This is a genomic window from Sodalis glossinidius str. 'morsitans', assembly GCF_000010085.1.
Classification (GTDB): domain Bacteria; phylum Pseudomonadota; class Gammaproteobacteria; order Enterobacterales; family Enterobacteriaceae; genus Sodalis; species Sodalis glossinidius.
Map to the genome: position 1 here is coordinate 1517782 of NC_007712.1, position 17133 is coordinate 1534914.

Sequence of the window (17133 nt, forward strand, 5' to 3'; positions counted from 1 at the left end):
CGCGTGATGATCCCGGGCTTGTTGACCCGCTGGCAGATGGCCCACGGGCGCAAGATGGTGATCCTGCTGCCTTATCTGTGGCTGCTGTTATTGTTCATGCTGCCGTTTTTGATTGTGTTCAAAATCAGTCTGGCCGAAATGGCGCGCGCCATTCCGCCCTATACCGATTTGATCAACTGGCTGGACGGCTCCCTGACGATTTCGCTCAACCTGGCTAATTTCATCCAGCTGCTGGACGACCCGCTGTATATCGAAGCTTATCTGCAATCTTTGCAGGTAGCGGCGGTGTCGACGTTCTTCTGCCTCCTGCTGGGTTATCCCATGGCCTGGGCGGTGGCGCACAGCTGGGCATCTACACGTAACATTCTGCTGTTACTGGTTATTCTGCCCTCCTGGACCTCATTTTTGATCAGGGTTTATGCCTGGATGGGCATTTTGAAGAATAACGGCGTGCTGAATAATGTGCTGATGTGGCTCGGGGTTATCGACCAGCCGCTGGTAATACTGCATACCAACTTGGCGGTGTATATCGGCGTAGTATACGCCTATTTACCCTTTATGATCCTGCCCATCTATACCGCGCTGACCCGGTTGGATTACTCCCTGGTGGAAGCCTCGCTGGATTTGGGCGCCCGGCCGCTGAAAACCTTTTTCCAAGTGATCGTGCCGCTCACCAAAGGGGGCATTATCGCCGGCTCGATGCTGGTGTTTATCCCGGCGGTAGGGGAGTATGTGATCCCTGAACTGCTCGGCGGGCCGGACAGCATTATGATCGGCCGGATCTTGTGGCAGGAGTTTTTCAATAATCGCGATTGGCCGGTGGCCTCAGCGGTCGCGGTGGTGATGCTGCTGCTGTTGATAGCCCCCATCATGTGGTTCCATAAATATCAGAACAAAGCCATGGGAGATCACCGATGAATACGTTACCGGTCGTACGCTCGCCTTGGCGCATCCTGATACTGGTGGTGGGTTACACCTTTTTGTACGCGCCGATGCTGATGTTAGTGATTTATTCGTTTAACAGCTCTCGACTGGTAACGGTCTGGGCCGGCTGGTCCACGCAGTGGTACCACGTGCTGGTGCACGACGACGCAATGATTAGCGCCGTGACGCTGAGTATGACGCTGGCGGCGTCGACCGCGACCATGGCGGCGGTGCTGGGGACCCTGGCGTCGGTGGTTATCGTTCGCTTCGGCCGCTTTCGCGGCGACAGCGGTTTCGCCTTTATGTTGACTGCGCCGCTGGTCATGCCGGATGTGATTACCGGATTGTCGCTGCTGCTGCTGTTTGTTGCGCTGGGGCACGCAATAGGCTGGCCCGCCGAGCGCGGCATGTTCACCATCTGGCTGGTGCATGTGACTTTTTGTACCGCTTACGTGGCGGTGGTGGTGAGTTCACGCCTGCGCGAGCTGGATCACTCTATCGAAGAAGCGGCGATGGATTTGGGCGCCACGACGGTGAAGGTGTTTTTCATCATTACGTTGCCGATGATTGCGCCGGCTATCATCTCCGGCTGGCTATTGGCGTTTACCCTGTCGCTCGACGATTTGGTGATCGCCAGTTTTGTCGCCGGTTCCGGCTCCACGACGCTGCCAATGCTAGTTTTCTCCAGCGTACGCATGGGGGTAAACCCGGAAATTAATGCCCTGGCGACGCTTATCCTGGGGGGGGTGGGCGTAATCAGTCTGATAGCCTGGTGGTTAATGTCCCGTAAGGAAAAACAGCATCAGCGCGATCGCCAGCGCGCCGCGCGTGGCTGATTGACGGGATCGCTGCTAATCCAATGTGCCGCCGGAATGCTGGCAGCCGGCCATGGGCTCGGCGCCGCAGGCGATGCGCAATAAGGCCAAAATGGTGGTGAGCGGCAGCGTCGAGCGGCCGCTGCTGGGCATTGCGTATGCCGACGGCGGCGTTGATTTGTGCGCTTGTCCGCTGTATCCGGCAAGTTTTGCGCCGGTGGTCGCCGTCTTGAAACAGTTTATCCCGCGCGCGGGCTGACCCCATATCATGTGGCGCGCCGGCGCGGCGAATTAAAGTTCTTGCTGCTACGGAAAGCAGGCTCGATGGCGCAGCTACGGGCGGTATTGCCCTGGCTGCAGGCGCGATTACCGCAGTTGAAGGTTATCTCGGTTAACCTGCAGCCGGTGCCGATGGCGGTGCTGGAAGGGGAACGGGAAATCATGCTGACGCCTGCGCGCGCTCTGGAGGAGCGGCTCAACGGCGTGCCGCTGTACATTCGGCCGCAAAGTTTCTTTCAGACTAACCCGTAGGTCGCCGCCGGCCTGTACGCCACCGCCCGTGATTGGGTCGCCGCGTTGCCGGTGACACGGCTTTGGGATTTGTTTTGCGGTGTCGGCGGCTTTGGTCTACACGTGTATCGTCCCGGCATGGAACTCACCGCGGAGGCTATCGCCAGCGCGCGGCAGTTGGCGTAGCAATTGGGGCTGGAGGGTGTCTCGTTTCAGGCGTTTGATTCCACCCGGTTTGCGGTGCAAAACGGCGCCGCGCTGGATCCTCTATTCCAGCTGCCAGGCCGCGACGCTCATGCGCGATCTGGGCGCGCTCTGCGACTATCAGGTGTGCCGTGTCCGGCTGTTCGATATGTTTCCCCATACCGCTCATTATGAAACGCTGGTGCTGCTCGAGCGCCGCGCGCCGCGCGCCGGGCGACGCCGGTTAATGTCCTTTCGGACAGGATCCTCTCACGCCTCTCTTTCGGCACACGTTGAGCCGTTAAGTTTCAGCGTGCGTGACGTGGCTTACCTTCGACGCCCAGGTCTCACCTGTTCCGAGGTAGCCATTGATGCTGATGCGGCGTGGCAAGGGCAGGCACCCGTGCTGGACGCGGCGCGTATTAATGGCGCTGCTCGAAGCGCAGCTGCATTAAGATTATGGCATTTAAATTCAAATAGTTACAAGTGATCGATCGAAATTACTCGAAATTCGATCGAAACTATTCAATCTCGGCCCACTCCGACCCTCTTACATCGCGGTACTTATCGGTCATCTCGGATGACTTATGTCCTAGCAGTTTTTGCGCATAATCCCTCCCTTTCTCATCGGTGTAGAGTCGTGCCGCCAAACTTCTGATTTCATGGAATGAAGGCGGGTCACCTTGCCACGTCAATCCAGATACGCGACGCGCCTTCAAAAAGGCGGCGGATATCGTTTTTGCGGCAAATTGTTCATGTTTGGAGTCTGCAACAATATGTGACCCAGTGCTATTTAATGCCTTAAACTGGCTCAGTACATCAGCAAGGCATAAGTTGAGGCAATCAATACGTGTTACCGCGGAGAATGCCAGCATCATGCCTGTTTTCGCTTGCTTGATGTAAAGGCGTCCGTCTTTGAAATTCTCCCAGAGAAGCGCCTGTATATCGCCCAGTCGTTGACCTGTAACCAGGGCAAGGTCAAGACAGGAGCCAACCCATGCAGGTAATTTCTCAGCTATCTTGCGGATGACCTTCCATTCCTCAAGTGTTATACGCTCACGCTGGATTTCTACACGCTGGTTCCGTGTGGCCTCGGCGGGGTTGTGCGATACTATCCCATCTGCAATGGCCTCGCGGAATAAATCAATAACTTCCTTTCTCAATTTATTCGCCATCGTTTCTTTCCCGGCTTTGACCCACAGATTCAGGAAGGCAGCAACATCTTTTGTTTGCACCTGCTGAATAGCAAATTCGCCCAGATGTTCATTGATAGCTTTCAAATATTTCCGATGCTCAGTCATCGTCTTTGGTTTTAGCTTCCGACCTTCGAGTATTGTCAAATAACGTGTAGTCCATTCGCTAACTGTGGTCGCCTGTGTGCCGCTAATGCGGTCAACGAGTGGTGATTGTTTTGATGAGCCATAAATCGCCATATTAGCGGCTATGGCTTGCGTAATAGCCTCCCGCCGATTGCGTCCGAGGCCGTATTCTTTTCCTGTTCGTGGGTCGCGATAGCAAAAATAGCCGCCATTTATGGGTTGCAGGTTTGGCGGCAAATCGCGGTTTTTATGGCTTCTCCGGCGTGCCATGTTTTATCCTCGATAGTAATGCGGGGTGAACAGTTCTGGATGGGTTGAAGGTATTGTTTCGGGTAAGCTTCTCGGCGTTTTCGTCAACTAAATATTCTCGACCTTCAAATATGGCTGGCGGGAAAAAACGTCCGCCTCGGGCTGCGCGTCTAAGTGTTTCCATACAGTGCGGATGGGCTTGCCGCCGATTCCACTCGGATAATGTGATGTATGCCATTATTTGCCTCTGCTTAAATCAAGCCGCTACTCCGTTTGTTATGACGGCGAGCAGGCGGGGGGGATTGTGAATCGTAGAAATAAAGTTGCACACCTGGTGTGCAGTGGTGAGGTGATTTCAGGCTGCCATGCGACAGCCGGGATTATTTATTGCATGGTCGCTTGAATCCGATGTAGCGCACCATTTACCAGAGAGGCCAGTATTTCCTCTTTCGGCAAACCAGTACAAATGCCTTCCTCATATTCCCCAATAAGCTTGCAGTCCGCTTCAAATCGCGTTTGGCGGATATCATCTTCAAGAAGCCAGCATTCTGCATCGGCCTCATTCTCCATGCTAATAATACGGTTTTCCAGTTTTTCAATTTCTTCGAGAAGGCCGGTCTCCCGGCGGGCGAGTAATCCGGTGAGTAAACCATTCATGCTTCACCTCAATAGCGTTAATGTGAGTTGGAAAAGCGGCGTAGATTTCGTTTCTATAAAATCATGCCTAATTTATCGGCTTTACGCTGAGCTTCATAAGCATTACGAATGATTGCTCCGTCCGGGAATTGCCATGCGGTACAGCTGGCATTGTAAAAGCGAACCATTATTTTCTGGCTATTTGTGTCCATGCTGAACTCCTGTATTGCAGATGGCCGACTCCCTGACCGGGAGTCAGCCATGAATTACATTAATCTGTAGGTTTAAAATTTAGGAATTTTACTTGGCTAATGCTTTAAAGAAGCTAGATAAATATTTGCTGTCTATTTTATAATCGGCCCATTTTCTATTCATAGATATAGGAATGGAAATCGTTGTTCGACTGGTTGCGATTTCACGTGGCAGCAAAAATACATGTTTTTTATTGCCTTTTAAAACTATGGCGTAAAGCACAAAGAAATCTGCTATATCTCTTTGTTTGTTAATATAAAAGAACTATACGTACTTATTTCTCAAGTTAATTTATTTTTACAAAGTCGGATTTGCGATGTTTTTACATCTACAGATATTTTACTTACTGTAAAGTCAATTGTTGACTGAAAGTATATCTGATTATTATCTATAGCATCTGGTACGTCTTTTTTTAACCATTGCTCGCTAATTACCACTATTCTATCCGTGGCTGAGCCATAACGAGCCTTATCAGCAATGACTCTTACCCCATTTCTTTTTAAATAAATATATACCGTTTGCCACGGTATCCCTACATCTAGTCCAACTAATTTAAGGTTTTTTAATCTCTCGTAACTTTTTATGCAAGCCTGTACGGTATCCATAAACTCTCCTTAAAAGGGAATCCCCGAGTTATCATCAAACGGTGGTGGCGCTTCATTACTTACTGGCGGTTTATTTTGCTGAGGCTGTCCATCCTGCTTGCTGGTGAAATAAATCTCATTAACAATAACAACCGGCGTTGATTTTTCGGTGCCGTCTTTGGCTGTCCAGCTTTCGAGAACGAATTGCCCTGTAACGATTACTTTCGTCCCTTTGGTGAGATAACGGAGGAGTTTCTCTGCTCTTGCCCCAAACATACGGCACTGCACCCAAGTGACTTTTTCATGCTCGCCATATCCCTGCTTGACTGGCAATGAAAATGTGGCAATCACCTTGCCATTGGGGGTGCTTCGGGTAACACAATCACTGCCGAGGTTTCCTGAAAATGTTACGACGTTTATTGACATAATGCGGCCTCCAATTCTGATTTTCGGATATCGTAAATATTTTTGGCTTCTGTTTGCTGCGCCGTACCATTCAACGGCGTCCAGATTTTTCTAAATTCCATTTGGAGTTCATGTAATGATTGAACAGTCATTGCCTGCTCGGTGAAGGATTTAAGAATATCATCTGGTGTAGGTGCTGCCACTTCATGCACTTCAGCATCGGCATCAATAGCCGTTTCTTCCGTGGGTATGCAAAAAGCTTGAAAGGCAGCATATTTGTAAGCAATGGACATCGCCTTATTGGTAGCCTTGTCGCCGCTATCCATCGCCTCGCCATAGGTCGTCACGGTGTGTTTTGAGCCATCTTCTGTTGCAACAAAGTCAAATTCGGCTTTGACCGTAACATAAAACAGTACGCCGCCTTGTCGGGTTGCTCGTTCGGTCACCATCCGCTCAACAATTCGGGGAAGAATGACCAGCCCATATTTTGCCAGTACCGGAGCCAGTGCGGTATAAACTTGGTCAATCCCCCGAAACTTAAAGCCTTGTTGAGTATTATTTCCTTCTTTCTTAATCCCCGTAGCCGCTAAATCACGGGCAACATTACTGATAGCTGAATAGACTTTCATCGTTCACCTCAAAAAGGTTCGTTACCGTTTGGCATGAAGTATTTGATGTTTAGCTTTTCTGTGTGTGCATAATGCAGCGATTCCTTCTTCGCTTCACGCATGCCTAATCGACGATATTCAAGCGCCTGAATTAAGCAGAAGCGTCGCCATTCCTGACTCATACGCAGTGTTTGAACTTGTGGTGGTATGTTATCTAATAAGCTCATTCCTCCTCCTTACCTCATATATCTTGATGGTGATATCCCAGAGCAATGCGTCGTGTAATCGCAGAGATTCGGCGATTAGCGCCTGAATTAACTTATTGGCATAGTTCATAGCGGATTGCCTTGCTGCTTGAGAATATCGATAAGTTTCCTGTATCCATTTCTCAGCCATTTAACAACTTTATCCAATTGGGTTTCTTCCGGGTGATAGCTCCCCATGAGGGCAGCATTACCCGCGAATGCGTAATTCATGGGGTGCTCCTGTTATTATATTGTTATTTGTGTATTGTACTTTGCGTGACTCATGGTTTTCCAACTCTGGCCGCTATCTTTAGATAATATTCGCCAGCAGAGGGAAAGGCTCATTGATAAATAACCATTTCGTCGGATGCGTCTTACGCGCTTAAGTTCTTCGCGGTAGAGGTGTTCATATAGCTCTGCTTTATATTTTACCCATTGTGGAATTTTAGGTTTCATTCTCCTTCTCCAGTTTACCGAAGATTTTATTTAAAGTTTCAGCCTGTACAAATTGTACAGCGATGCATTCCAAAAATAACCGACTAAAAAATAATGCTATTGCTAAAAAGATAACTATCTTTTGTTCTGCATCCATAATGCCAATGACAGTGGTTATACTTTCTGCTATCCATGTCATAATTGAGATGACGTTGATGATTTTCAGTGTCCAGAACGTTTTAAACATGGTCGGCATCCTTCTCCGTTTGGTACTTGATTAATGCCTGAGTCGCACGACTGTGACGACGGCGAGCATTATGTAATTCACGTTTTTTCTTGAGTATGGCGATAAAATAAGGGTCAGTATGTTTGATAACCCCTTCATACTCTGGCTTGTCCGGTCTGAGTCGTCCACAATCAACGCCAGGGTCACCGTGTTCACGGAAATATTGGCGCATGGCGATACGATAAATATCTTTCAGCGTCACCATTTCCTTTTCGTAAGCGACAATATCTTTGGATGCTGCGATGATACGGGCTACGATAACTTCCTGTGATTGCTTCATGCTTTTCTTCCCTTTACGTTTGGGCTTCTTGAGTAAACGCTGCCATTCATCTTTAAAAAGCTTGTCCTCATGTGCCGTTGCCTGACGGACGTTGACACATGAAACGCTATCCACATCTGGAAACTTTTTATAAATAGCCAATACTGTCTCTACAGCAGCATTAGTGGCTGAGACACCACGGCAAAAGAGGCCGTATTCCCATGTTGAATATTTATTTTTTATTTCATATGTCACGAAATACCAGCGCGTAAGCTGTACTATTTCTTCACTCATGATGATTCCTTATGCTACCTGAAAATATTTATCGTGGGTAAACAGTCCGTTCCAGCTTTTCTTCATCGGAAGCTCTTTTTTTAGATAATGGCGATAGAGCCATTTAGCGCCTTCTTTTAAAAGAATGACTTCATAAAATTTCTTCTTGCCTTTCTCTGTAGGGATAGTGACGGTTTTCTCGGTGAAATATTTGTCGCGCGCATAAGCCTTTACACGCCATTCATAAGGTTTGTTTTCTTCTTTCTGTCCGTCGTAGAGGAAATTACGCTCTTCCAGAAATAGATTTACCCCTATAATATTCACCCCGTTAAGCTGCTTGCAGAACTGGACGGGCGTCATGCCTACCTGAAAGAGGTTTTGTAAGCAATGAATCTCTTTTTCTTGTTTCTTGTTGACCAATGCCAGCTTGGCTTCACTCTTTTTCGATTCCAGCAGAGCTTCCAGCGCAGAAATGTAATTTTCCGGCAATGCAGGGGCTGCGGTGATTGCCTGCGCTTTACCAGACTCAAGAGCGAACCAGCGATCAATGACGGTAGCACGGCGTTTTACGTCATAGCCGGTGATGAGGATTTCGGTATGACGGCGGTCGAGAAGGAACTCACCGACATAGCCACGCCCATCAATAGCAATGATTACACCTTCAATTATCGTAACTTTCTGATTTTTATGATTACCCAAATTTGGGGCATCTTTTTCTATCTGATAAAGCTGCTCAAGCATCTCCCATACGTTACGGATAACATGGTCATGTCGTTTGCCGACAAGCTCCGCAATCTCGCGGCTGGACATGGTTAATGTTTGTGCAATGGTTAAATTTTGCATGATCAATCTCCTCACAAGTCAATGTGATTAACGGAACCCCGGCACGTTACCGGGGTAGGATGAGTGATTAGTGGCGTTGCAGGAACTGGCTAACGTTTGCTTGTTGCCATTTAGTCAGAGCTTGGGACATAACACTGGAGTGCTGTTGGCTACTATTCTCGATCATCCATTGCATCTCGCCAAGTACGAGATTTGCGTCTTCTTGCTGGCAGAGTACACGCTTTATGGCTTGCCGTTCTGCCTCGAAGATTGTTTGCTTTAGCTGGGTGGTCATGGAGTAGATACGGCTGCACTCTTCGGCTAATAACGGTATCTGCCGAACTTCAAAGTGTTGTGGCGATGGTACGCCGGTAACGAGCCGTAGAGCGTGCCAGATTCCTTGGGTCCATGCTTTCTCGAAACGGAAGCCGTTAGCCATGCTCCAAACCAGATGAGTTAATCTGCGAAGATCATCGTCGGTGAATAGTTCGGCTGCTGAGGAATTATGTCTCGGCATCGCATAAAGCTCAGCCTCCATGCGGTTAAACTCCGCGATGTAAGCTTCCTTGAACGCTGCTGCTTTCTTGCCAGTGAAACCCATGACGAGGAAGACGAAGCCGTCCTTGGTCATTTCATAGTAGACGACCTCACGCGTTGCTCCTTTGGCAAGTTGTACATTTTTTATCATTCGCGAAAAGTTGCGGATGATAAAATCTTCTGAACATTCAAGGGATTCTACTTTTTGTACAACATGATGTGGTTGTTTGCCGAAGTAAGCGGCAACGTCATCGGTGGTGGTAATAGCTTTACCATCGTGGATAGTAACTTTAGGTGCAGCAAGGCTGGTATGAATGGTCATAATGACCTCCAATGGTACATTTGGGTAACGCTACCATCAGAGTTGCGAATCACTGGTGGTAGCCCAAGCGGGGTTCGCAATACCGGTGTACCCCGGCGAGCCTTATACGGCTCCCCCACCTGAGCCACCATTGTTCTGTGACTAGGTTTTGACCAATAAAAAAACACGCTCTCGGCGTGTTATTGGCCGGTACACACGGCGGGTTGCGAATCCCGGCACCTGAATTTGCAAGTGCAAAGCGACTATAGCGCATGGGTTGATCTTCCGTCAATACGATTGCTGGGTTACACTTGCCCAAAATGAGGAGGCATCCCCTATGGGTCAAGTTGCGTTCGATACATTGAAATTCGTTGAAACACTAGAAACTGCTGGCTTGCCTAAAGATCAGGCTGAGGCAATTTCGATTGCAGTTCGTGAATCGCACGAGGCAGTTGATGTTGCTACCAAGCGCGATCTTGACGATGCCAAAAAAGACGTTTTATCTGAAGTTACAGCCGTCAAGCGTGACCTTGAGGACGTGCATAAAGAAATCGACGCCCGCTTCGAGAAGACCGACGCGCAGATAGCCGATGTTCGCAAGGATATTGCTAACAGGTTCGATAAATTGGGACTACAGATGACGGTTCGTGTTGGTGGGATGCTTATTGCTACCGTTGGCCTTATGACCGCTATTTTGAAATTGCTGAAATAGCTTCAGTCATACACCCGCGTTAACTTGCGTACCTGCTTCTTGAGTCGCTTATTTTCCTCCACCAGATAGGCAATGGTTGATTTATATACCATTGTCTCATAGTCATCGTATGGATACTCTTCTACGTTCATCAAATAACGCGAATCGTTAATATTGTTACTGCCATTGGTGACGGCAACCATCTCACCGAAATTTGGATGGTTGAAGGTCGTTATACGAGGCTTGTTAAGTTGCATCATTCAATCCTCTGTTGACTATCAAAATATTTCCTCTTCTCCCAATCTTCCCCACATTCTTTGCAGCAGAAATTACCCTCGGCTGGGTCTTCACAATTATAGCAACGACCGGTTAGGGGTAATTCCTCTTCTCGATAATGGGTAATCTGGTGTTGGCGGAAAGCTTCTTCGTGTTGGCTGGCTAAATCGACATCATCTGCCATAAATCTATTTTATGCTCCTAATCGTTTAATAACTTCCGGGTATTGTCCGTCAGTGGTGCCTGATATTTCTCAACCATCCTCGCGGCATAAGCGAGTGCGTCCTCACGGTCGGAGAAGTCGCCGATGGCCCGTAGTAAACCGTCGTGGCCTCGGATATGGACGCTAAAAAAGTCAGAATTATCATTTTTTTGCATTATATCGCCGTAGTCGTCTACAACGCCAGACAGGATGATTTCAGTAACAATCGTCCCCGGCGCTATCAGGTGGTCGAATTCGTCAATGAGCTTTTGCATGGTGGTCTCCGTGTTAAGTGCCTGCTTTGGTGACTCTCTCAGGCGGCGAGGATCCCGGTGTACCCCTACAGCGAGATTAACGAAATCTTAAAGGCTGAGTCCAATAACTTGACTCTGTATAGGATTTTAATTTTTCAACAAATTGATGAGTGTCAATTAAATAATTTGGGTATGCATACTGTAACTGCCAAATATCACTCATTTCTACGAATAGACCATTCCATAGGTCATTTTTTTCTATTTCTGAATACAGTCTAATGGCATCATGTTTTTTTCTTTCCCCAAAGAAGTTAACGTGTGTTGTCTTATCTGATAAGCATATCCCTATAATTGCATACCGGTACTTATTTTTATCGTGGGATATTTTTCTGCCCGAAAAGATTAAGTTAAAAGATTCAAGCTTTTTTTGGGCATTAAGTGCTTCATTTAGCGCAATAAGAGACTGCTTTTTCTGTTCGTTAGATAACGAAATAAATCCATCCTCATCAGCCAGAAAATCGCTCATTTCACGGAAAAAAGCTATCCATCTCGGGTCAGCATCATAGGGGTTTGTTTTTAAGGTTTTTCCTTCGCAGAGGTCGACGACTTCGACTGTTGTAGCCCATAGGTGTTGTAATCGAGTTCGGAGTTGTAGTTCAATAGTAAATCCCTTCCAATCATGCTCCTTCCTTTTCCCATAACATTGATAAACCCTATGTATCCCCCGGTAGCCGGTTTTCTTAGGATTTATGTTATAATCTCTTGACAACTTGGTTATGTACAAGGTTCTACTTTGCTCAAGCGAAGAGTTGACCCGCAATGACTGCTCTTTGTTATCAACGATTACTCGACATCCTCCTATATCTTGCATCCGAGTAACACACATAGTGTTTTTGTTGATGCCATCTAAGGTATCTCTGGTTAACTTGTCTATAATAGTTGGGAGGCGCTTTAATCTTCTGGCGATAATAGCGTTGGGCGCTATTTTTTGAATGTGTTTCCAGACTAAATTTTTTATTATCATTAAGGGGTAAAGATGGGCCGCCCTATAATTTTGAATCAATTGAACTTTTTCATTTGTTACTCCTTCCTTTCTTATAGATTCTCCTGCTTTCTTTATTTGGTTTTTTGAAAAATCAAGCCTAATTTTACCTTTTTCGTATTGAGCATTTGCCATTGTAGGGGTACCGAAAATGGACATTAGGTCGCTCAATATAAACTCCTCGACGTTGTCTGCTCAAGTCATCACTGTCCCTGCTTTGTAACGCAGTAGTTACCAGGCTGTGACATTTTCACATCTCCGATACCCCGCCTGAAATAAAGCCACATTCTTCAAACAGCACGACCCCTACTTAAATTTCACGAACGCCCCGCGATGTGGATATCTGGCTTGCATGTGCTTCTGGGCGGAATGGGTGATTTGCTTTTGGTACTGGATCAGCGTGCTTAAATCTAGCGGTGGTGCTGGTTTGAGTTTGCTGAGTTTTTCCCATCGGGATGGATATTGCTGTTTCTCTGGCTTCAGACCTAATGCCCTGTCAATGCGTGATATTACAAGGCCATTATCGACTTCCTCGGCCCTGCGCCGTTTTTGCCGACGGCTACGCGCATTATCTTTTACGACAGGGTTAATTGATTTACCGTATGATAGTTGCTTGCATGTTCACCTCCAACAGATGGTTTTGGTGGTGTGGTGGGCAGTGCTGATCTCCGGCATTCATGGTTTAGCCTCTGAGCCGTGGCCTTATTCACTGACCATGCATAGCGACTATTCTTTGTGTATCAGCCTACACATTCACCATACCCTAAAAACATCTGGGCAAAGGTTCGGCACGTTTCAGTGCCTTCCGTAGAGCACTAGGTTCGTTGTAGAGCAGAGTAATCAATCTGCTATCCCACAGTTTGGCTCGTCTTGCGTCTGTCTGGTGGGTTGATATCAATAAATTAGCTTAAAGCTAAAATTAACACAAGCGTGTTTTGCTAAAAAATTTAGCGTTATGTGTTAAATGTATGGAGAGGAAAGAAAAATTTAAGAAAAGATTTAATGGTGGGCATAAAAAACCAACATAATGTCGGCCTTTTAGAAATCATTAAAATAAGTTTAATATAGCACTGATGACCAAAAAACTTTCCCGATCACGGTTACTTCGGTAGCGTCGCATTCTTCATCGTCATATTCATCTTGATTATAACTACGAATTCTGATTTTACCTTTTGGCATAAGATAGAGTACTTTTACACGAAGAAAGTCACCATAATCAATAGCATACATCTTTCCATCCTTGATGATTTTGTTTCCCAAATCAACTCCGACTGTTGAGCCATCAGGTAAAACAGGCTCCATGCTATTCCCGATAACCTCAACACATACTGCGTTTTCTGGCTGAACATTTAATCGCCTTAACGTTGACTTGGCAAACCGTAATTTATATCCGTTGTGATCCTCTTGGAACAAGCTGCCGCTACCAGCTGAAATTTTTACCTCTTTCAAAAAGGGAACTTCCACCTCATCACCGTACAATGAAGTTTTTGAGTCCCAAGGAATTATACCACCAATAATCTGAGCTTCATGCACCTCGGAATTCTTTTGTGTTTCATGGTGCTGAAGATCCAGCCACCCATGCTTTAGGCCTAGGTTCTTTTCGATTTTTCTAGCGAGATCATCACCAAGATTACGACCAGCCTTGTCTCCTAATATTTGGCTGATCGTAGAGGCTGAGGTTCCGCATTTTTCCGCGAAGTCGGCTTTACTCAGACCTGCCTTTATGGCTTTTAATTGCTGATCTCGCAAATTTTTGCGTCTTATGTATTTTATATCCATGCCTAAATTTTCTCATTTTTTAGCGCATAGATAAATATCCAAGGCGCTAAATTTAGCTTGCCTTGAGTTTAGCTTGGTGCTAATGTTTGTTGGCTCATTAGCATTTGGAGAAAATAATGAATTCAAGCACAACAGAACATACTGAGTTGATGCGCTGGAAGAAACAGGCAGGTCCCCATAAATGGGAGTCATTTTCATTATTGGCAGGGACATCAACTGGCTATTTAAATCAATTAGCTTATGGTTTTAGGCGTGCATCAGCTGAAAAGGCTATGAGGATTTCGCAAGCAACAAAGAATTGGTCCGATCCTGAGCCTGTAGCTAAAGAAGCCTTGGTTTTTGCTCCAATTCGTACGAAGAAGACTCTGACCAAGCAGCACTACAAGTATTTTACAGCCTAACTGTAGCACCACCTTCACAACGGACATTCGTCCTACGGAAGGCACTGAAACGTGCCGAACTCAACATCCCACAGTACCCACTCACTGTGACTCGCTCACGGCTTCGTCACGTCTATTGATTATCACACAAAGGATTATCTCCGATGGAGAATGCAAAAACACGCAAAAATTCTGCGGTTGAGTTCATCAGCCGTCACCTCGTTGCATCAGCTTATCAGGCCATTGTACGGGTGCGCCAGACCAACATCACAAAAATGCAGCGTGGTAGCCTTATCGCGCCGTTACAGTCTGCGTCTGTTTGCGATATCTGGCGCGGTATACTGCCACTTGCGGTAGGTAGCAGTTGCTAATGCTGGCCTGAGGCTTTGGAATGTGTGTCAGGGCGACAGTACGTGCTCTTAAAGCGGCTTTGCGCTTGCTGGTAAGCTCGACCTTTGACGGAGTAGGGCGGTTAATCGTTAGTGTTGTGTTGAAATCATTTGTCGCCATTGGTTGGAGATGAGCACGGCGCTCACGGCGACGGGATGCAGATGAGCCTGTATAGGCTGTTCTACGTTGCATATAACCTCCTGTGGGCTTCCCCGGGTGTGCTGACATCAACGCATTCGGAAATCCGCATTAGGTATTGACCTTTCGGTCACGTAGAGCGCATGGCTCATTGTGAAAAGAGCGGTTACTGCTTCCCACCGTCGGGATCGTCTTGCGTCTGTCTGGTGGGTTGATGGAAATCATTAAACACCGCGAATACATCGATGTAAATATTATGTTTATATATTTTATGGGATATTGTTTATCCTATTGTTCTAGAAGGATTTTTATAGTGGAGAGGAAGATGCGTGAAGGTAGGAGCCACATTTGCTTCTGATGTGGCTCATATTGTGACGAGATAGAAAACTATGGAAATTAGTGAGAGAAATGTAAGTTGCTTACCAAAGGCGAGAAGTCCAAAATAAACGGCCAATAATATCTACTTCTTGCTCATCAAATTCTTCATCAGGGTACTCTAAACGATTAAAGCTACGTACTACAATTTTTCCCTTAGGGCGCATGTATAGTTGTTTGATTCGCTTTAATCCATTGATGTTTATTGCATACACATCACCGTCATGAACATGTTTATTATTGCAATCAATTGCAACACAAGTCCCATCAGGGATGAACGGCTCCATGCTATTTCCATGGGTTGTGAAGCATATGACGCCATGCCCTGAAGAATCAGCTCCCACTCTTCTTAATGTTGATTTTGAAAATCTTAATAAAAAACTGTTGTAATCAACATTTTCAAAACAACCGCCACCAGCGGCTAGTTCTATATCCTTATAGAACGGGATCTCTACCTCATCATTGTTCAAAGGTGTTTTTCGGTCCCATGAGCCGATACGGCCCCATTCATCTTCTGGTGGCACTTCAGAATTATTGTTACTTGCAGCTTTAGTAGCTCCTTTCCCGTTGAGTAACCAATCTAGAGAGTATCCAAATAGAGTGCTTAATTTCTGAGCTGACTCTCGGCTTATGGCATTTCTTTTCAACCAGTTATGTAGAGTTTGTGGAGATACGTTTAATTTTTCAGCAAAGGCTCGCTGATTTAAGCCTTCCTGCGCCATCACATGCTTTAATCGTTCGGTAATATTATTCATAGCTAGGTTCTCCGCATCTCTGCAAGTAGAGAGTAAACTTTTAGTTGATTTTATCAATCACCATAGTGTTGACGGATTGGTGTTGGTGATATAAACTTGGTGTTTACATAAGAACTAGACTCAACAGAGAGATATTTTGTTAACTCCATTAGATAAAGCTGTGCTTGCCGTAGGAGGCAGGCAAAAAACTCTTGCGGAACGCTTAGATATTTCTGCCCAAGCTGTATCTCAGATTAAAAAGAGAGGGGGGGGCACCTCCCCAAAAAAACGCATGAAAGACCTATTGGTTATTATTGGATTGAAAATAGAAGAACTGTATCCAGATATTTTTAGTCACTAAAGGCACGGGCCCCACAGGTCATTAAACGGATTTTACAGTCTAACCAGCAGTACCCGCTCTTATAACAATCGGCATCCCGCCATACGTCGCTGAAAAGCGAGCTTAAACATCCCACATCACAAACTACTGTGACAAGTTCACAGCTTCGTCACGTCTATCAATCATCACATTAGGGATTATCACCAATGGTGAATGCAAAAACACGCAAAAATTCGGCTATCGAATTTATCAGCCGCCATCTTGTGGCTGCGGCCTATCAGGCAATCATTCGCGTTAAGCAAACGAACATCGCAAAAATACTTGGCGTCGCCGATTCAACCGTCCTACGCCGCTCTGAAAAGCTCACGGAGACGATAGATATCTTAGCCGCCAGTGGTGTGCAGGATTTCGTCTTCGAGGGTGAGAAGAAGCTGCCGCTGGATGAATACCGCTACCTGCTTCGTTCAGCAATGAAGTTAGCACGGATTCATCTGGTAGGGACATAAGAAAACGCCTCCAACACGAGCATGCTGGAGGCGTGAGACATAGCGAAGATATTCGTAAGTAGCGGAGAAATCAGAAAAATGAGTATGTCATTGATGGCTAAGGCTATGAATATCAAAGTCGGTAACCCGATATGTAAACTGGTTCTCCTTAAGCTGGCTGATAATGCGAATGATAAAGGGGAGTGCTGGCCTTCTTACCAGCATATAGCTGACCAATGTGAAATTGGCAGATCAACAGTTAAAAGCCATATCAGGGCACTCGAACAAATGGGAATGCTGCGCAGGGCATTTCGCAAGAGCGGTGAGCTGAATCAATCCAATCTGTTTTATCTCACGCTCGACAATTCAGTTAAGCACCCCCCTGAAAATAGTGTGGTAGGAGA

Annotated in this window: 25 protein-coding genes and 2 pseudogenes; 8 read left to right on the top strand and 19 right to left on the bottom strand. The window is 46.5% G+C overall.

Translation table 11 applies throughout. The annotated features are described in order from the left end of the window. Positions 1 to 6 precede the first annotated feature (6 nt). From potH to SGP1_RS26885, 3 genes and pseudogenes are all read left to right on the top strand, one after another. The gene (gene potH / locus SGP1_RS07925) at positions 7 to 918 is read left to right on the top strand and encodes a putrescine ABC transporter permease PotH (protein WP_041867438.1); all 912 of its coding nucleotides are present in this window, start codon (positions 7 to 9) and stop codon (positions 916 to 918) included. Then, positions 915 to 1760: a putrescine ABC transporter permease PotI gene (gene potI / locus SGP1_RS07930; protein WP_011410789.1), complete on the top strand. Its 846-nt coding sequence runs from the start codon at positions 915 to 917 to the stop codon at positions 1758 to 1760. Before potH ends, potI begins: the two co-directional genes overlap by 4 nt. A 25-nt stretch (positions 1761 to 1785) precedes the next feature. Next, positions 1786 to 2652: pseudogene (locus tag SGP1_RS26885) on the top strand (methyltransferase domain-containing protein); the annotation flags it as partial. 301 nt (positions 2653 to 2953) lie between these two features. Here SGP1_RS26885 and SGP1_RS07940 read toward each other — a convergent pair. The 14 genes from SGP1_RS07940 to SGP1_RS07980 form a co-directional block, all read right to left on the bottom strand. Then, positions 2954 to 4021, bottom strand: coding sequence for a phage integrase Arm DNA-binding domain-containing protein (locus SGP1_RS07940; protein ID WP_011410790.1), 1068 nt, complete (start codon positions 4019 to 4021; stop codon positions 2954 to 2956). Next, on the bottom strand, positions 3999 to 4238 hold the full coding sequence (locus SGP1_RS36230; RefSeq protein ID WP_083764700.1) for an excisionase: 240 nt from the start codon (positions 4236 to 4238) through the stop codon (positions 3999 to 4001). The genes SGP1_RS07940 and SGP1_RS36230 overlap by 23 nt, the downstream gene beginning before the upstream one ends. Before the next feature lie 146 nt (positions 4239 to 4384). Then, complete coding sequence (locus SGP1_RS07945) at positions 4385 to 4657, bottom strand: hypothetical protein (RefSeq protein ID WP_041866755.1); 273 nt, start codon at positions 4655 to 4657, stop codon at positions 4385 to 4387. A 53-nt stretch (positions 4658 to 4710) separates the two neighbouring features. Continuing rightward, entirely contained in the window at positions 4711 to 4848 is a 138-nt protein-coding gene (locus SGP1_RS30660; RefSeq protein WP_158302356.1) for a hypothetical protein, read from the bottom strand. A gap of 321 nt (positions 4849 to 5169) precedes the next feature. Further along, a complete protein-coding gene (locus SGP1_RS07950) occupies positions 5170 to 5493 on the bottom strand; it encodes a hypothetical protein (RefSeq protein WP_050747501.1) in 324 nt (107 codons plus the stop codon). A 9-nt stretch (positions 5494 to 5502) separates the two neighbouring features. Next, the gene (locus SGP1_RS07955) at positions 5503 to 5898 is read right to left on the bottom strand and encodes a single-stranded DNA-binding protein (protein WP_041866756.1); all 396 of its coding nucleotides are present in this window, start codon (positions 5896 to 5898) and stop codon (positions 5503 to 5505) included. Continuing rightward, positions 5889 to 6506, bottom strand: coding sequence for an ERF family protein (locus SGP1_RS07960; RefSeq protein WP_011410791.1), 618 nt, complete (start codon positions 6504 to 6506; stop codon positions 5889 to 5891). The genes SGP1_RS07955 and SGP1_RS07960 overlap by 10 nt, the downstream gene beginning before the upstream one ends. A gap of 8 nt (positions 6507 to 6514) precedes the next feature. Continuing rightward, positions 6515 to 6712, bottom strand: a complete 198-nt coding sequence (locus tag SGP1_RS29345) for a hypothetical protein (protein ID WP_148203420.1) — start codon at positions 6710 to 6712, stop codon at positions 6515 to 6517. A gap of 105 nt (positions 6713 to 6817) precedes the next feature. Then, positions 6818 to 6961, bottom strand: a complete 144-nt coding sequence (locus SGP1_RS29350) for a protease FtsH-inhibitory lysogeny factor CIII (protein ID WP_148203421.1) — start codon at positions 6959 to 6961, stop codon at positions 6818 to 6820. A 15-nt stretch (positions 6962 to 6976) separates the two neighbouring features. Beyond that, complete coding sequence (locus tag SGP1_RS36235; RefSeq protein WP_424141142.1) at positions 6977 to 7186, bottom strand: hypothetical protein; 210 nt, start codon at positions 7184 to 7186, stop codon at positions 6977 to 6979. Next, on the bottom strand, positions 7176 to 7412 hold the full coding sequence (locus SGP1_RS07965; RefSeq protein WP_041866757.1) for a hypothetical protein: 237 nt from the start codon (positions 7410 to 7412) through the stop codon (positions 7176 to 7178). The genes SGP1_RS36235 and SGP1_RS07965 overlap by 11 nt, the downstream gene beginning before the upstream one ends. Beyond that, positions 7405 to 8004, bottom strand: a complete 600-nt coding sequence (locus SGP1_RS07970) for a hypothetical protein (protein ID WP_011410792.1) — start codon at positions 8002 to 8004, stop codon at positions 7405 to 7407. Before SGP1_RS07970 ends, SGP1_RS07965 begins: the two co-directional genes overlap by 8 nt. A 9-nt stretch (positions 8005 to 8013) precedes the next feature. Beyond that, entirely contained in the window at positions 8014 to 8826 is an 813-nt protein-coding gene (locus SGP1_RS07975) for a Rha family transcriptional regulator (protein WP_041866758.1), read from the bottom strand. Positions 8827 to 8893: 67 nt separating this feature from the next. Continuing rightward, on the bottom strand, positions 8894 to 9664 hold the full coding sequence (locus SGP1_RS07980; RefSeq protein WP_041866759.1) for a Rha family transcriptional regulator: 771 nt from the start codon (positions 9662 to 9664) through the stop codon (positions 8894 to 8896). A gap of 316 nt (positions 9665 to 9980) precedes the next feature. Here SGP1_RS07980 and SGP1_RS07985 point away from each other — a divergent pair, with 316 nt between their 5' ends. After that, positions 9981 to 10355 (top strand): hypothetical protein, encoded by a 375-nt coding sequence (locus SGP1_RS07985; RefSeq protein ID WP_041866760.1) that lies wholly within the window; start codon positions 9981 to 9983, stop codon positions 10353 to 10355. A gap of 2 nt (positions 10356 to 10357) precedes the next feature. Here SGP1_RS07985 and SGP1_RS07990 read toward each other — a convergent pair whose 3' ends face one another. The 4 genes from SGP1_RS07990 to SGP1_RS08010 all read right to left on the bottom strand — a co-directional run bounded on the left by SGP1_RS07990 (position 10358) and on the right by SGP1_RS08010 (position 13887). Further along, the gene (locus SGP1_RS07990; RefSeq protein WP_050747502.1) at positions 10358 to 10594 is read right to left on the bottom strand and encodes a DUF1374 domain-containing protein; all 237 of its coding nucleotides are present in this window, start codon (positions 10592 to 10594) and stop codon (positions 10358 to 10360) included. 217 nt (positions 10595 to 10811) lie between these two features. Then, positions 10812 to 11087, bottom strand: a complete 276-nt coding sequence (locus SGP1_RS08000) for a hypothetical protein (RefSeq protein WP_041866762.1) — start codon at positions 11085 to 11087, stop codon at positions 10812 to 10814. A gap of 76 nt (positions 11088 to 11163) precedes the next feature. Beyond that, positions 11164 to 12279, bottom strand: coding sequence for a RelA/SpoT domain-containing protein (locus SGP1_RS08005; protein ID WP_011410796.1), 1116 nt, complete (start codon positions 12277 to 12279; stop codon positions 11164 to 11166). A gap of 888 nt (positions 12280 to 13167) precedes the next feature. Next, the gene (locus SGP1_RS08010) at positions 13168 to 13887 is read right to left on the bottom strand and encodes a LexA family transcriptional regulator (RefSeq protein WP_011410797.1); all 720 of its coding nucleotides are present in this window, start codon (positions 13885 to 13887) and stop codon (positions 13168 to 13170) included. A 116-nt stretch (positions 13888 to 14003) separates the two neighbouring features. On the opposite strand from SGP1_RS08010, the gene SGP1_RS26900 reads away from it, so the two are divergent. Further along, entirely contained in the window at positions 14004 to 14288 is a 285-nt protein-coding gene (locus SGP1_RS26900; RefSeq protein ID WP_083764701.1) for a hypothetical protein, read from the top strand. Positions 14289 to 15214: 926 nt separating this feature from the next. On the opposite strand, the gene SGP1_RS08020 is transcribed toward SGP1_RS26900, so the two are convergent. Then, entirely contained in the window at positions 15215 to 15925 is a 711-nt protein-coding gene (locus SGP1_RS08020) for an XRE family transcriptional regulator (RefSeq protein WP_011410798.1), read from the bottom strand. Positions 15926 to 16061: 136 nt separating this feature from the next. Here SGP1_RS08020 and SGP1_RS26910 point away from each other — a divergent pair, with 136 nt between their 5' ends. The 3 genes and pseudogenes from SGP1_RS26910 to SGP1_RS08030 form a co-directional block, all read left to right on the top strand. Next, complete coding sequence (locus SGP1_RS26910) at positions 16062 to 16265, top strand: helix-turn-helix domain-containing protein (protein WP_243466197.1); 204 nt, start codon at positions 16062 to 16064, stop codon at positions 16263 to 16265. 185 nt (positions 16266 to 16450) lie between these two features. Then, the gene (locus tag SGP1_RS08025; protein WP_050747503.1) at positions 16451 to 16750 is read left to right on the top strand and encodes a hypothetical protein; all 300 of its coding nucleotides are present in this window, start codon (positions 16451 to 16453) and stop codon (positions 16748 to 16750) included. A 78-nt stretch (positions 16751 to 16828) separates the two neighbouring features. Next, positions 16829 to 17099 (top strand): annotated as a pseudogene (locus SGP1_RS08030) (helix-turn-helix domain-containing protein); the annotation flags it as partial. Positions 17100 to 17133: the final 34 nt, after the last annotated feature.

Bases quoted from the DNA above. Each gene is read 5' to 3' on its own strand.
- SGP1_RS07955 (WP_041866756.1), bottom strand. From the start codon at position 5,898: ATGTCAATAAACGTCGTAACATTTTCAGGAAACCTCGGCAGTGATTGT.
- SGP1_RS29350 (WP_148203421.1), bottom strand. From the start codon at position 6,961: ATGAATTACGCATTCGCGGGTAATGCTGCCCTCATGGGGAGCTATCAC.
- potI (WP_011410789.1), top strand. From the start codon at position 915: ATGAATACGTTACCGGTCGTACGCTCGCCTTGGCGCATCCTGATACTG.
- SGP1_RS30660 (WP_158302356.1), bottom strand. From the start codon at position 4,848: ATGGACACAAATAGCCAGAAAATAATGGTTCGCTTTTACAATGCCAGC.
- SGP1_RS07980 (WP_041866759.1), bottom strand. From the start codon at position 9,664: ATGACCATTCATACCAGCCTTGCTGCACCTAAAGTTACTATCCACGAT.
- SGP1_RS07950 (WP_050747501.1), bottom strand. From the start codon at position 5,493: ATGGATACCGTACAGGCTTGCATAAAAAGTTACGAGAGATTAAAAAAC.
- SGP1_RS26900 (WP_083764701.1), top strand. From the start codon at position 14,004: ATGAATTCAAGCACAACAGAACATACTGAGTTGATGCGCTGGAAGAAA.
- SGP1_RS08000 (WP_041866762.1), bottom strand. From the start codon at position 11,087: ATGCAAAAGCTCATTGACGAATTCGACCACCTGATAGCGCCGGGGACG.
- SGP1_RS07940 (WP_011410790.1), bottom strand. From the start codon at position 4,021: ATGGCACGCCGGAGAAGCCATAAAAACCGCGATTTGCCGCCAAACCTG.
- potH (WP_041867438.1), top strand. From the start codon at position 7: ATGATCCCGGGCTTGTTGACCCGCTGGCAGATGGCCCACGGGCGCAAG.
- SGP1_RS08025 (WP_050747503.1), top strand. From the start codon at position 16,451: ATGGTGAATGCAAAAACACGCAAAAATTCGGCTATCGAATTTATCAGC.
- SGP1_RS08010 (WP_011410797.1), bottom strand. From the start codon at position 13,887: ATGGATATAAAATACATAAGACGCAAAAATTTGCGAGATCAGCAATTA.
- SGP1_RS07945 (WP_041866755.1), bottom strand. From the start codon at position 4,657: ATGAATGGTTTACTCACCGGATTACTCGCCCGCCGGGAGACCGGCCTT.
- SGP1_RS29345 (WP_148203420.1), bottom strand. From the start codon at position 6,712: ATGAGCTTATTAGATAACATACCACCACAAGTTCAAACACTGCGTATG.
- SGP1_RS07975 (WP_041866758.1), bottom strand. From the start codon at position 8,826: ATGCAAAATTTAACCATTGCACAAACATTAACCATGTCCAGCCGCGAG.
- SGP1_RS36235 (WP_424141142.1), bottom strand. From the start codon at position 7,186: ATGAAACCTAAAATTCCACAATGGGTAAAATATAAAGCAGAGCTATAT.
- SGP1_RS07970 (WP_011410792.1), bottom strand. From the start codon at position 8,004: ATGAGTGAAGAAATAGTACAGCTTACGCGCTGGTATTTCGTGACATAT.
- SGP1_RS08020 (WP_011410798.1), bottom strand. From the start codon at position 15,925: ATGAATAATATTACCGAACGATTAAAGCATGTGATGGCGCAGGAAGGC.
- SGP1_RS07965 (WP_041866757.1), bottom strand. From the start codon at position 7,412: ATGTTTAAAACGTTCTGGACACTGAAAATCATCAACGTCATCTCAATT.
- SGP1_RS07985 (WP_041866760.1), top strand. From the start codon at position 9,981: ATGGGTCAAGTTGCGTTCGATACATTGAAATTCGTTGAAACACTAGAA.
- SGP1_RS36230 (WP_083764700.1), bottom strand. From the start codon at position 4,238: ATGGCATACATCACATTATCCGAGTGGAATCGGCGGCAAGCCCATCCG.
- SGP1_RS07960 (WP_011410791.1), bottom strand. From the start codon at position 6,506: ATGAAAGTCTATTCAGCTATCAGTAATGTTGCCCGTGATTTAGCGGCT.
- SGP1_RS07990 (WP_050747502.1), bottom strand. From the start codon at position 10,594: ATGATGCAACTTAACAAGCCTCGTATAACGACCTTCAACCATCCAAAT.